At 64.0% G+C, this 12,278-nt stretch carries 11 protein-coding genes; 4 read left to right on the forward strand and 7 right to left on the reverse strand.

What is annotated here, in order from left to right:
* Window positions 1-83 precede the first annotated feature (83 nt).
* Window positions 84-674 (reverse strand): biotin transporter BioY, encoded by a 591-nt coding sequence (locus RFM98_RS04375; RefSeq protein WP_320307690.1) that lies wholly within the window; start codon window positions 672-674, stop codon window positions 84-86.
* A gap of 187 nt (window positions 675-861) precedes the next feature.
* Between RFM98_RS04375 and RFM98_RS04380 the strand changes: the two genes are divergently transcribed.
* Window positions 862-1,770 carry an MBL fold metallo-hydrolase gene (locus RFM98_RS04380; RefSeq protein ID WP_320307691.1) on the forward strand — a complete coding sequence of 303 codons (909 nt, stop codon included), beginning with the start codon at window positions 862-864 and terminating at the stop codon, window positions 1,768-1,770.
* Between the two features lie 2 nt (window positions 1,771-1,772).
* On the opposite strand, the gene RFM98_RS04385 is transcribed toward RFM98_RS04380, so the two are convergent.
* Entirely contained in the window at window positions 1,773-2,558 is a 786-nt protein-coding gene (locus tag RFM98_RS04385; RefSeq protein ID WP_320307692.1) for a DUF1499 domain-containing protein, read from the reverse strand.
* 81 nt (window positions 2,559-2,639) lie between these two features.
* The gene (locus RFM98_RS04390) at window positions 2,640-4,268 is read right to left on the reverse strand and encodes a fatty-acid--CoA ligase (RefSeq protein WP_320307693.1); all 1,629 of its coding nucleotides are present in this window, start codon (window positions 4,266-4,268) and stop codon (window positions 2,640-2,642) included.
* Between the two features lie 190 nt (window positions 4,269-4,458).
* Between RFM98_RS04390 and RFM98_RS04395 the strand changes: the two genes are divergently transcribed.
* Both RFM98_RS04395 and RFM98_RS04400 read left to right on the forward strand, forming a co-directional pair.
* Window positions 4,459-4,815 (forward strand): hypothetical protein, encoded by a 357-nt coding sequence (locus tag RFM98_RS04395; protein WP_320307694.1) that lies wholly within the window; start codon window positions 4,459-4,461, stop codon window positions 4,813-4,815.
* A 203-nt stretch (window positions 4,816-5,018) separates the two neighbouring features.
* Window positions 5,019-5,408, forward strand: a complete 390-nt coding sequence (locus RFM98_RS04400) for a DUF427 domain-containing protein (RefSeq protein ID WP_320307695.1) — start codon at window positions 5,019-5,021, stop codon at window positions 5,406-5,408.
* A 189-nt stretch (window positions 5,409-5,597) separates the two neighbouring features.
* On the opposite strand, the gene RFM98_RS04405 is transcribed toward RFM98_RS04400, so the two are convergent.
* The 4 genes from RFM98_RS04405 to ppdK all read right to left on the reverse strand — a co-directional run bounded on the left by RFM98_RS04405 (window position 5,598) and on the right by ppdK (window position 11,676).
* Entirely contained in the window at window positions 5,598-6,341 is a 744-nt protein-coding gene (locus tag RFM98_RS04405) for a polysaccharide deacetylase family protein (protein WP_320307696.1), read from the reverse strand.
* Between the two features lie 143 nt (window positions 6,342-6,484).
* Window positions 6,485-7,588 carry a glycosyltransferase family 9 protein gene (locus tag RFM98_RS04410; RefSeq protein ID WP_320307697.1) on the reverse strand — a complete coding sequence of 368 codons (1,104 nt, stop codon included), beginning with the start codon at window positions 7,586-7,588 and terminating at the stop codon, window positions 6,485-6,487.
* Window positions 7,589-7,754: 166 nt separating this feature from the next.
* Window positions 7,755-8,858, reverse strand: a complete 1,104-nt coding sequence (locus RFM98_RS04415; protein ID WP_320307698.1) for a glycosyltransferase family 9 protein — start codon at window positions 8,856-8,858, stop codon at window positions 7,755-7,757.
* Window positions 8,859-8,991: 133 nt separating this feature from the next.
* Window positions 8,992-11,676 (reverse strand): pyruvate, phosphate dikinase, encoded by a 2,685-nt coding sequence (gene ppdK / locus RFM98_RS04420; RefSeq protein ID WP_320307699.1) that lies wholly within the window; start codon window positions 11,674-11,676, stop codon window positions 8,992-8,994.
* Between the two features lie 257 nt (window positions 11,677-11,933).
* Between ppdK and RFM98_RS04425 the strand changes: the two genes are divergently transcribed.
* On the forward strand, window positions 11,934-12,278 hold the full coding sequence (locus RFM98_RS04425; RefSeq protein WP_320307700.1) for a VOC family protein: 345 nt from the start codon (window positions 11,934-11,936) through the stop codon (window positions 12,276-12,278).

Below are 12,278 nucleotides of genomic sequence, written 5' to 3' on the forward strand. Positions count from 1 at the left end.
GGTTTCGAGCGAAATCCGACCGCGCCATAAAAAAGGGCCGGCGGGCGCTTGTCGCCCACCGGCCCTTCTCGTTTCGGTCGCGATCAGCCGCGCTTGAGCAGCGCCCACACGGCCGGCACAAGGCTGGCGGCCAAAGCCACCTTGATCAGGTCGCCGACGATGAAGGGCAGGACGCCGAACTGCCAGGACTTTTCCGGTCCGATCAACATGGCCAGCCAGGCAAAGCCCATGGCCATCATGACGACCTCGCCAGTCAGCATGGCGCCGAACAGCTTGAAGGGATTGCGATCCCAGCCGCGGTCGGCGGCCCAGCCGGCGATCGCCGCCATGACCACGAAGCCGGCGAGATAGCCGCCCGTCGAGCCCAGCATATAGGCAATGCCGATGCCCTTTTCCGGCGTGCCCTGGAAGACGGGCCAGCCCATGGCGCCCTCGGCGAGGTAGAGAAGCAGCGTCGCGACCGCCAGCCGCAGGCCGAAGGTCGAGGCGATCAACAGCACGGCGAGCGTCTGCAGCGAAATGTCGACCGGGCCAAGCACCACCTTCGTCTTGGCCGAAAGCGTGAGCAGCAGGGTTCCGGCGAGCGCCAGGAAGAGCTGGGTCGCGAGCCGGGCAGCGCCCCGATCCGGCAGGGTGAGAGAAACGAGCGGACGCATCGTGGTTGCAATTGCCATGGTCTTCCCCGTTGTGGCTGCGCATCGCGGAGAAACGATTTCAGGCGATGCGCTTCAAACTTTGTCTTGATGCATGTCGTTCTCCCAAAACCGCTGCGCAGTTTTGGGCGACATGCATTTGTTTTCCTATATTGGCTTCCGTATCGGGCGGCAATCATTTTGCCGCATTGCAACGGAGCCCGCCGGCATGGCCCTTGAATTCGACACCAGCTTCGACCCGGCCTATGGCCGGGCGGTTACGGTCGCGCCGGATGTTCAGCGCATCACCGCCAGAAATCCGAGCCCGTTCACCTTCCACGGCACAAACAGCTATCTCATCGGCCGCGATACGCTGGTTGTGATCGATCCGGGGCCGGAAGACGACGCCCATCTCGAGACGCTGCTTATGGCGATCGGCGGCAGGCCGGTCAGCCACATCTTCGTCAGCCACACCCATCGCGACCATTCGCCCTTGGCGGAGCGGCTGAAAGAGCATACCGGCGCGCCAACGCTTGCCGAAGGCCCGCATCGGCCGGCTCGCGCCTTGAGTGTCGGCGAGGTCAATCCGCTCGACGCCAGCGCCGACCTGGGTTTCGTTCCCGACATCGCGCTGGCCGACAATGCACTGACCGAGGGCGACGGCTGGGCAATCCGCACCGTGCTGACGCCCGGCCACACCGCCAATCATGCCGTGTTTGCCCTCGAGGGAACCGGCACGCTGTTTTCAGCCGACCATGTCATGGCGTGGTCGACCTCGATCGTCGCGCCGCCGGATGGCGCCATGGCGGACTATATGAGCTCCCTCGACAAGCTGCTTGCACGCGACGATCGTTTGCTGTTGCCGGGTCATGGCGGACCTGTGTCCGCCCCCGGCAGGTTCATGCGCGGCCTGAAGACGCATCGCAAGATGCGCGAAAGAGCGATCCTGGAGCGCATCCGCGCCGGAGACCGGACGATCAGGGCAATGGTCGCGGCGATCTATCGCGACACCGACCCGCGGCTGCACGGTGCCGCCGGCCTGTCGGTGCTTGCCCATCTCGAGGATCTCGTCGCGCGCGGCCTGGTCGCAACCGACGGCGAGCCCTCAATCGACGGCATTTTCGTGCCTGCAGGTTAGGCCTACTCGGCCGGCGCCGCGCCGACCTGCCCGGCGACCTCCTGGTCGAGCTCGCCAAGGAAATTGGTGATGCGGGCGGCGTTGTCGCCGAGGTCGTAGCGGCCATAGCGCGAGGCCGAGCGCATGTCGACGATGACCTGCTCACCATCGTCGGTGACGCGAATGGCGACGTCGGCCGGCAGTCCGAGCACGAAGCCCTTGGCCAGCGCATTGATCGTCGCCTCGCTCTGCCCGTTGATATCGGGATAAGGCGCCGTCAACTGCCAGTCGCGGCGATCGAGCACGGTTTCGACAGCGTCGACGACGGTTTCGAAAGGCAGGTTGTAGCTGCGCCCACTGACCAGCGGATAGGCATCGGCCTGGAGGGCCTGTTCGCCAGGCGTCGGCGGCGGCAGCTCGTTCATGTCGCCGGTGCGGTCGCTGGTGTCCAGTGCCGGCGGATCGTCGAGATCGGTCGAAATGTCGCGCAGCGGCGGGTAGACCGTCGCCCAGTAGACCGCGACGCCGTAGGGTGCCAGCACCAGAAGCGCCAGCAGCGCGCCGATGCTGAGATCGCGGCCGCCGCGATCGCCAAAACTCCAGACCCGCGACAGGCCGAGGCCCGCCAGCAACAAGGCGAGCGCCGCCAGCAACGCCACGACCGCGAGCACCCACAGAAAAGGCGGCGTCTCGACGAGACCGAGCCTGTAAGCGGCAACGGCGGTGAGCAAAAGGACGAGAGAAAATGCTCCGATCCGCCGCGACCAGCCGGCCGCCCTCGACGTCTGCCGTTCAGGAATAGGTGCCATTCTTTGCCGTGTTGTCCCAACCCGGCCGAGAGTTAGCGGTTTTTGGCGCCGGCTTGAAGCCGAAAGATCGAACATTTTTCGTCAATCCGTCGGCAGGCGATAATCCTTGAACTGGTCGCGCAAACTGGTCTTCTGGATCTTACCGGTGGCGGTGTGCGGAATTTCGCCGACGAAGGCGACGTCGTCGGGCATCCACCATTTCGCCACCTTGCCGCTCATGAAGGTGAGGATGTCGCCCTTGCTCGGCTCTCTGCCGGGCTTGCGCACGACGACGAGCAAGGGCCGCTCGCCCCATCTGGAATGCGGGATGCCGATCGCTGCCGCCTCCGCCACGTCCGGGTGGCCGACCGCGAGATTCTCAAGATCGATGGTCGATATCCATTCGCCGCCGGATTTGATGACGTCCTTGGCGCGGTCGGTGATCTGCATGTAGCCTCTGGCGTCGATATGGGCGACATCGCCGGTGTCGAACCAGCCGTCCGCGTCGAACTGCTCGGCGCCCGCGCCGCCATAATAGGCGCGGGCGATTGCCAGGCCGCGCACCTTGAGATGGCCGAAGGTCTTGCCGTCCCAGGGCAGCGCGTTGTCGTCATCGTCGGTCACTTTCATCTCGACGCCGAAGGGCGCAAAACCCTGCTTGCCCTGGACATCGAGCCGGGCCTCGCCCGTCAGGTCCTCGAAGGCCGGCTTCATGGTGCAGAGGGTGCCGAGCGGCGACATCTCGGTCATGCCCCAGGCATGCACCACCTGGACGTCATAATTGTCCTGGAACTTGGCGGTGATGGCGCGCGGGCAAGACGCGCCGCCGATGACCACCTTCTTCAGATAGGGCAGTTTCTTGCCGGTCTCCTCCAGATACTGCAGGAGCATCATCCAGACCGTCGGCACGGCGGCGCTGAACGTCACCTTCTCGGTGTCGAGCAGTTCGTAGATCGAGGCGCCATCCATCTTGCAGCCGGGCATCACCAACTTGGAGCCGATCATCGGGCCGCTCTGACCAAGGCCCCAGGCATTGGCGTGGAACATCGGCACGACAGGCAAAATGACGTCGCGCGTGGACATGCCCATGGCATCGGGCATGGCGGCCATCATGGCGTGGAGAACGTTCGAACGGTGACTATAGAGGACGCCTTTCGGGTCGCCGGTCGTGCCGGAGGTATAGCACATGCCGGCAGCGGTGTTCTCGTCGAAGTCCTTCCAGGCAAAGGCGCCGTCGGCTTCGGCCAACCATTCCTCATAGGCGACGGCATTCGGCAGTGACGTTTGCGGCATATGTGCGCCGTCGGTAAGCACAATCACCTGCTTCAGCGAGCGGACCGCGCCGGCGATCTTCTCCAAGAGCGGCACGAAGGTCAGGTCGACGAAGATCGCCTTGTCCTCGGCATTGTTCATGATCCAGGCGATCTGCTCGGGGAAAAGCCTCGGATTGAGCGTGTGATAGATCGCGCCGATGCCCATGATGCCATACCAGGCCTCGATATGGCGGGCTGTGTTCCAGGCAAGCGTGGCGATGCGGTCGCCGAGCCCGAAGCCGTCACGCTCCAGGCGCTGCGCCACCTTCAGCGCCCGGTGATGGATTTCGGCATAGGTGGTGCGCACGATCGGGCCTTCGATCGAACGCGAAACGACCTCCCGGCTGCCATGCTGGCGTTCGGCGTGGTCGATCAGCTTGTGGCAAAGCAGCGGCCATTGCTGCATCAGTCCGAGCATCGGTTCCTCCCCTTGCGCATTCGCGTCGTTTGTTTCACGCATTGTGGAACGAACCGGCGGATTGTCCAGCCGTCATAAGTCGAAGCCGGTGGATGGATCGAAGGACCAGGGAAAACCGCCATAATCCGGCCATCGTCGCCGTTAAGCTTCATTAACGGGCTGGGTGAGATTGGCGAATGGAGTGGTTCGCATGGACGCGCAGCTCGACGAAAAAGCCCTCGAAAGCACGCTTGCCGAAAGTCTGGACGATCTGACGCCGGATACCAAGGCCGTTTCCGAAGATGAATTTGCCGAAGTTGTCGGCGGCGCGCTGGAGGCCGTTGGCGGGACGTTGCTGTTCAAGATGCGCGTTGAAAACGGCGCCGAGGGCGAGCATGTCGCCGCCGCCTGCATCGGCGACGGCGGCAACCGTCAGATCCTGCTGCTCACGCTGCCGGCCTCCGGCGGCGCGCTGAAGGTCGAGACCGCGGCAAGAAGCACCAATCCCGTCGCAGGCATTGCCGCCGCTTATGCCGGCCTCATGGATGCTTTCAAGACGGCCGCCTGACGCTCGGTTACAGACGTTCAATGAATGGTGATGACGCCGCGCGGCGCGCGAGCTTGCGCGACGCACTTGCCCGACCCATGTAAATCTCCCCGAGAACGTTTCACTCGTTTCCCGGAAACGAGGAAACGCTCTCTTTGTTTTGACGCAATTCCGGACGGAAAACCGCTTCGCACTTTTCCTGGAATTGCTCCAGGAGACCATTCATGGACAAGCTCGCCAACCCCGCCCCCGGATACCAGCGCAATCCGGACAAGGTGATCACCGTCGAACCCTATCGCGGCAACGTCACCGTGCGCGCAGGCGATACCGTCATCGCCAGATCGGCGCGGGCCAAGGTGCTGTCGGAACCGCCATATCCGGCAGCCTTCTACATCCCGTTCGACGACATCGATTTCAGCAAGCTCGTCGGCACCGAGCACTCCACGCATTGCCCGTACAAGGGCGATGCCAGCTACTGGAGTATCCAGGCGGCCGGCGAAGCCGGCAAAAATGCGATGTGGGCTTATGAACAGCCGTTCGACGAAATGACCGAGATCCGCAATCACGGCGCGTTCTATGCGAACAAGGTGACGGTCGAAGCCACGCCGGGCTGAGCTCCAGATCCGGCACGGCCATTGCTACCGGCCGATACAGGCGAAGCCGGAACGTCGTGATCCCATGGTCTCCGCGACGGAGCTACGCTCCTTGCTTCGCCTGTGGATGACGAAGGGATGTGCGTTCACGTCAATCTCGGAAGGATGTGGCTGCCAAAATTCAGCCGTCGACACCCTCAGACCGCGCTCTCAATCCGTCGTGCCGTCGTTGCCTACGCCGTCGGCATCGTCCAGGCGCACGAAGGTCATGCCCTTCTGCTTCAAGGCGAGCAGCCCCTGGACCACGCCCTCGCCGGCCGCATGGGTCGGCTGGTTGATGTGGGCGATGATGACGTCGCCGTCCTTGGCGGCGCCGATGCGGCGTGCCGTTTCCTTCGCGCCAAGCAGCGAGCCGCCGTCGCCATTGACCGAGAAGCCGGCGATCTTGAAGCCCAGCTTGCGGATCATGGCGATCGCCGAGGGGCTGTATTCGGCGGTGGCGCCGCGAAACCATTTCGGCGCCGGACCGCCTGCGCTGGCCAAGGCGGCGGCGCCGGATTCAACTTCGACCTGAACGGCGTCCGGACTGCCGGCGCTGCGGATGCCATAGATCTTCCGTGGTGTATCGACCGCCGGAATGTGGCGGCCACCATGGTTTTCCAATTCGAACAGATCGGGATGCGCCCGCATGATCTCGACGGCTTCGGCATTGCGCCTCAGCCAGATGCCGGTAACGAAAATCGTAGCCGGTATCCTGTTGTCGACAAGTGCCGAAAGAATTCTTGTGTCGGTCTTTCCGCCGCAGGCATCGAGCGTCAGGGCGACGCGGCCGCCGCCTTCAACGCCCCGCGGCTTCAGATGCAGCGTCGGCTCGACCAGCGTCGCGGCATTGCCTGCCGGCGCCACAAACAGCGACAGCGCCATCGCGCAAAGAGAGTTTCGAAGCAGACCCATCATCCATTCCAAGCCGTACGCCCGGCCGTTCGCCGCATCGCGCTGGGAAAACTTGCCCCTACAGGACTTGTCTCAAGAGACTGGCATCTAGGCGAAAATGCGGACAGCCAACAGCGCAAAAGCAGCAATCGCGAAAATTCGGCTTATACCGTGGCTTCCGGGGCAGTCTCCGTCCGCGCCAGGAGTTCGAGCACAGCTTCGACGACCTGGTCGATCTCCAGGCGCCAGACGCAACACGCCTTGTTGGGATCGGGCCGTTCGCACAGGTCACCGCCGACGCAGTCGCAAGGCATGGACGGGCGCACCGCGATGCTCGGCACGCCGACCGGGCCCCAACGGATCGGGTTCTGCAGGCCGAACAGGCCGACGACGGGAATGCCGGCCGCAGCCGCCATGTGCATGGGGCCGCTGTCGTTGCCGAGAAACAGCCGCGCCTGCTTGAGCAGCGCAGGCAACGTTTGGAGCGGGAGGGCGCCGACCAGATTGACGATCGGCGTCTTCGCGGTCGCCAATATCTTTTCGGCTGCCTCGCTCTCATCCGGACTGCCGACCAGAACAACACCTAGACCGGTTTCGGCCGATATCCGGTCGATTGCGGCGGCAAAGCGCTCGGGCTGCCAGCGGCGCCCGGGGAAGCTCGCCCCGGCATGCACCGCCACGAAGGCGTTCGGCCGAAGGTGGAACTTGTCCAGCAACGCCAAGGCTTTCGCCATCTCAAACGGCAGCGGTTGGATATCGGGAACCCGCACATGCAGGTCTATGCCAAGCGCCTCCAGCGGCGAAAGATATCGATAGAGAAAGTGCTGCTCGCCATAGCCGAACGGCTTTGCCTTGACGTTGGCAGGTTGGCGCTCGAGCCAACGCAGGCGCCTTTCGGGCGGGTGATATCCCACGCTAATCCGTGCGCCAACCAGCCCCAAGATGAACCGCGAAGTCCTCGTATCGGTGATGTCGATGGCCATGTCGAAATGGTTGCGGCGCAATTCAAGGAGCGTGAGAATGAGCTCCTGCGCGCGCCGCAGGGGTGTGCCGCGCATGTGGGAGCGGCGAAAGGTCACGACCTGCGAGGCGATGTCGTTGGCCGTGAGGAGACCGGCGAAGCGGGCGTCGCAGAGGAAGACGATGCGGACACCGGGGTATTCGAGCTGCAGATTTTTCGCCAGCGCGGAGGCAAGAACGAGATCGCCGATGTACTTCGTTTGCAGGATCAGGATCGAGCGGACGGTGCCGGCGCGAACCTGCGACATCCGTGTCCGGGCACCGGATGGATCGGAGTCCACGAGGCTGGGTTGAGACATCGACATCTGGAGCCGTCACGCGCATGTTTCACGTGCGTCTCGTATACAAGACGACACGGTCGTGGGCCAGAGTGACTGGCGCGGCCTTTGGGCGGCGCTGAATTTCCCGCAAATGTCAGACCGCGGCTTCCAGGACCATCTCGGTGCGCGCCAAGAGTTCCAACACCGCGTCCACCACCGGATCGACCTCCAGGCGCCAGACGCAGCATGCCTTGCTCGGGTCGGTCCGGCGGCACAGGTCGCCGCCGACGCAGCCGCAAGGCATGGATGGCCGCAACGAAACGCTGGGCACGCCGACCGGCGCCCAGCGGACAGGGTTGGTCAGGCCGAACAGGCCGACGACCGGCGTGCCGGCGGCGGCCGCCATATGCATCGGGCCGCTTTCGTTGCCGAGGAACAGTCGCGCCTCCTTGACGAGCGCCAGCAATGTTTCCAGCCGCAACGTGCCCGCCAGGTTGACGACAGGCGTCCTCGTCGCTGCCAGGATCCTGTCGGTCGCTTCGTGTTCGTCGGGGCCGCCAACCAGAACCACACGCAGGCCGGTTTCACCGGCGATCCTGTCGATCGCTTCGGCAAAGCGCTCCGGCTGCCAGCGACGCCCGACGAAGCTTGCTCCGGCATGAACCGCGACAAATGCGTTTGGGCGGATATTGTGCCTGGCCAGCAAGGCCAGGGCGCGCGTCGTCTCGAAGGGCAGCGGTCGAATGGCCGGCACCCTGACGCGCAGGTCGACGCCAAGCGCCTCCAAGGGGGACAAATAGCGGTAGAGAAAGTGTTTTTTGCCAAATCCGAAGGGCTTCATCCTGACATTGGCGGGCTGGCGTTCATGCCAGCGCAGAGGCCGCTCCGTCGGAAAATAGCCGACCCTGACCGGAGCATTGACCAGTCCGGAAATGATCCGCGAGGTTTTCGAATCGGTAATATCGATGGTCATGTCGAAGCGATGCTGCCGCAATGTGCGCACCATGCGGAAGAGCTCGCGTCCCCGCTCGAGCGGCGAGCCGCGCATCCTGGCGCGGCTGAAGGGGACGGCTTCGGCGGCAATACCGTGGGCTGTCAGGAAGCCGGCGAAATGCGCTTCGCAAAGAAACACGATCCTGACGCCCGGATATTGGAGCTGCAGGTTCTTCGCCAGCGCCGAGGCAAGCACGATGTCGCCGATGAACTTGGTCTGCAGGATCAGGATCGATCGGAAAGCGGTTGGGGAAATCTGCAGCATGGGTTTCCGACACCAAAAAATTCGGTATCGGAAACTCCGTCTAAACGATGTCGAGATTCAGGACCGTCACGCGCACGTTCGCGTGACATTCCATACAAAACCGTAAGGTACCGATGCCGCCCCCTGAATGCGCTCAGTCGCGTTTCGCGGCGCTCTTCGCCGCCGCCACGGCCGCCTGCGCGGCCGCCAGCCGGGCGATCGGCACACGGTAGGGCGAGCACGACACATAATCGAGCCCGACCTCCTCGCAGAAGCGGATCGACGCCGGATCGCCGCCATGCTCGCCGCAAATGCCAAGCTTGATCTGCGGCCGCGTTGCCTTGCCTTTTTCGGCCGCGATCCGCACCAGTTCGCCGACGCCGTCGACATCGAGCGACACGAACGGATCCTGCTCGATGATGTCCTTCTGGCGGTAGGTTTCGAGGAAGGACGCCGCATCGTCGCGCGAGATGCCGAATGTGGTCTGGGTCAAGTCGTTGGTGCCGAAGGAAAAGAATTCGGCCGCTTCGGCAATGACATGGGCACGGATCGCCGCGCGCGGCAACTCGATCATCGTGCCGGTGAGGTAGTCGATCTTGGTGCCGGTCTCCTGCATGACGCTTTGCGCCACCGCGTCGATGCGCGCCTTGACGTATTCCAGCTCCTTCACCAGGCCGACCAGCGGCACCATGATTTCCGGCACCACCAGCGCGCCCGCCTTGCGGCCCGCCTCGACCGCCGCCTCGAAGATGGCGCGCGCCTGCATCTCGGCGATCTCCGGATAGGAGACGGCGAGCCGGCAGCCGCGATGGCCCAGCATCGGATTGAACTCATGCAGTGCCTCGGTGCGCTGCCGGAGCTTGTCGGCCGAAACATTCATGGCTGCCGCCACCTCGGCGAGTTCGGCCTCGGTCTTGGGCAGGAATTCATGCAGCGGCGGATCGAGCAGGCGGATCGTCACCGGCAGGCCTGCCATGATCTCGAACAGCTCGAGGAAATCCGAGCGCTGCATCGGCAGGAGCTTGTCCAGCGCGGCGCGCCGGTCCTTCTCGGTGTCGGCCAGGATCATCTCGCGCATGGCGACGATGCGGTCGCCGTCGAAGAACATGTGCTCGGTGCGGCAAAGGCCGATGCCCTCGGCGCCGAAGGAACGCGCCATGCGCGCGTCGAGCGGCGTTTCGGCGTTGGTGCGCACCCTCATGCGGCGCGCGGCATCGGCCCATTCCATGATGGCGGCGAAATCGCCCGACAGCTCCGGCTGCAGCATGGCGACCGCGCCTTTGAGCACCTGGCCGTTGCCGCCGTCGATGGTGATGATGTCGCCCTTGCGGAAGGTCTGGCCCATCGAGAGCAGCGTGCCGGCCTTGTAGTCGACACGCAGCGAGCCGGCGCCCGACACGCAGGGCTTGCCCATGCCGCGTGCCACCACCGCGGCATGGCTGGTCATGCCGCCGCGCGTGGTGAGGATGCCTTCGGCGGCATGCATGCCGTGGATGTCTTCCGGGCTGGTCTCGATGCGCACCAGGATGGCCTTGCGGCCTTGCGCCTTGGCGTCCTCGGCATCGCCGGAGGAAAAGACGATCTCGCCGGTGGCAGCACCGGGCGAGGCCGGCAGGCCCATGCCTATGACGTCACGCGCGGCCTTCGGATCGATGGTCGGATGCAGGAGCTGGTCGAGCGAGGCCGCATCGATGCGGGCGACCGCCTCCTCCTTGGTGATCAGCCCGTCCTTCGCCATCTCGACGGCGATCTTCAGCGCGGCCTTTGCGGTGCGCTTGCCGGAGCGGGTCTGCAGCATCCACAATTTGCCGCGCTCGATGGTGAATTCGAGGTCCTGCATGTCGCGATAGTGCTTCTCCAGCCGGTCGGAGATGTCGACGAAGGCCCGGAAGGCGTCGGGCATCAGCTTTTGCAGCGACGGCTTGTCGGAGCCGGCAGCGATGCGCGCCGCCTCGGTGATGTTCTGCGGCGTGCGGATGCCGGCCACCACGTCCTCGCCCTGGGCATTGACCAGGAACTCGCCGTAGAGCTGCCTGTCGCCGGTCGAGGGATTGCGCGTGAAAGCGACGCCGGTTGCGGAGGTGTCGCCCATATTGCCGAACACCATGGCCTGGACATTGACCGCCGTGCCCCAGCTTTCGGGAATGTCGTGCAGGCGCCGATAGGTGATGGCGCGGCTGTTCATCCAGCTCGAGAACACGGCGCCGATCGCGCCCCAGAGCTGCTCGTGGGGATCCTGCGGGAACGGCTTGCCAAGCTCTTCCTCGACCTTGGCCTTGTAGAGCGCGATCACGCCCTGCCATTCCTGCGCCGTCAGCTCGGTGTCGAGCTCGTGACCGAGACTTGCCTTCTCGTCCTCGAGGATTTCCTCGAACACTTCGTGATCGAGGCCCATGACGACGTCGGAATACATCTGGATGAAACGGCGGTAGCTGTCATAGGCGAAGCGCGCATCGCCGGAATCGGCGGCCAAGGCCTCGACCGTCTCGTCATTGAGACCGAGATTGAGCACCGTATCCATCATGCCGGGCATGGAGGCGCGGGCGCCGGAGCGCACGGAGACCAGAAGCAGCTTCGACGGATCGCCGAAGCGGCGGCCGGTGATCCGGCCGATATGGTCGAGCGCGGAGACCACATCCGCCTCGAGCGCGCCAGGATAGGTGCGGCCGTTGGCATAATAGGCGTTGCAGACTTCGGTGGTGATGGTGAAACCGGGCGGCACCGGCAGCCCGAGGCTGCACATCTCGGCCAGATTGGCACCCTTGCCGCCGAGAAGGTTGCGGTCGCCGGCGCGGCCTTCAGCGGCGCCGTCGCCGAAAGTGTAAACCCACTTGGTCATGCTTGCCCTCCAGTTCGTGGAAGATACAAAAAACATCCGGACCACGGCCCGGTTCCCCCGCCTTCCCCGATCCGAGCGATAGGATGCTGCAGTGCGAAAGGCAAGGCACCGGCAAAGCAAGCGCGGCCGCTACAATCGATTAAGCAAAAGCTGCGTCAAAAAGACTTGCGGGCGATCAAGCAAAAGCTGCGTCAAAAAGACTTGCCGGAGGGCGCGCCGCGATATAGAACATAACAAGAACATGTTGGAGTAGCGCGATGAAACTCAACGGAAAACTCGACTATCTGGAACTGCCGGCGACAGGCGGCACGCTGGACGGTGTCAAATCCTTCTACAGCGCCGCCTTCTCATGGTCGTTCACCGATTACGGCCCGACCTATTCGGCCTTTGCCGAGGGCCTCGACGGCGGCTTCCAGGCCGATGCCGGCGAGGCGCCGGCCAGACCGCTGCCGGTGCTCTACTCCGAAAATCTCGAGGAAACGCTGGACGCGGTCGAGAACGCCGGCGGGACCATCGTCAAGCCGATTTTCGCCTTTCCCGGCGGCAGGCGGTTTCATTTCACCGATCCGGCCGGCAACCTACTGGCCGTCTGGGGATATTAG

Source organism: Mesorhizobium australafricanum (assembly GCF_033977265.1).
Classification (GTDB): domain Bacteria; phylum Pseudomonadota; class Alphaproteobacteria; order Rhizobiales; family Rhizobiaceae; genus Mesorhizobium; species Mesorhizobium australafricanum.

What these genes read in the sequence shown, in the direction of transcription:
- RFM98_RS04395 (WP_320307694.1), top strand. Translation starts at nt 4,459, where the DNA reads ATGGACGCGCAGCTCGACGAAAAAGCCCTCGAAAGCACGCTTGCCGAA.
- RFM98_RS04405 (WP_320307696.1), bottom strand. Translation starts at nt 6,341, where the DNA reads ATGGGTCTGCTTCGAAACTCTCTTTGCGCGATGGCGCTGTCGCTGTTT.
- RFM98_RS04415 (WP_320307698.1), bottom strand. Translation starts at nt 8,858, where the DNA reads ATGCTGCAGATTTCCCCAACCGCTTTCCGATCGATCCTGATCCTGCAG.
- RFM98_RS04410 (WP_320307697.1), bottom strand. Translation starts at nt 7,588, where the DNA reads ATGTCGCAGGTTCGCGCCGGCACCGTCCGCTCGATCCTGATCCTGCAA.
- RFM98_RS04425 (WP_320307700.1), top strand. Translation starts at nt 11,934, where the DNA reads ATGAAACTCAACGGAAAACTCGACTATCTGGAACTGCCGGCGACAGGC.
- RFM98_RS04390 (WP_320307693.1), bottom strand. Translation starts at nt 4,268, where the DNA reads ATGCTCGGACTGATGCAGCAATGGCCGCTGCTTTGCCACAAGCTGATC.
- RFM98_RS04385 (WP_320307692.1), bottom strand. Translation starts at nt 2,558, where the DNA reads ATGGCACCTATTCCTGAACGGCAGACGTCGAGGGCGGCCGGCTGGTCG.
- RFM98_RS04380 (WP_320307691.1), top strand. Translation starts at nt 862, where the DNA reads ATGGCCCTTGAATTCGACACCAGCTTCGACCCGGCCTATGGCCGGGCG.
- RFM98_RS04375 (WP_320307690.1), bottom strand. Translation starts at nt 674, where the DNA reads ATGGCAATTGCAACCACGATGCGTCCGCTCGTTTCTCTCACCCTGCCG.
- ppdK (WP_320307699.1), bottom strand. Translation starts at nt 11,676, where the DNA reads ATGACCAAGTGGGTTTACACTTTCGGCGACGGCGCCGCTGAAGGCCGC.
- RFM98_RS04400 (WP_320307695.1), top strand. Translation starts at nt 5,019, where the DNA reads ATGGACAAGCTCGCCAACCCCGCCCCCGGATACCAGCGCAATCCGGAC.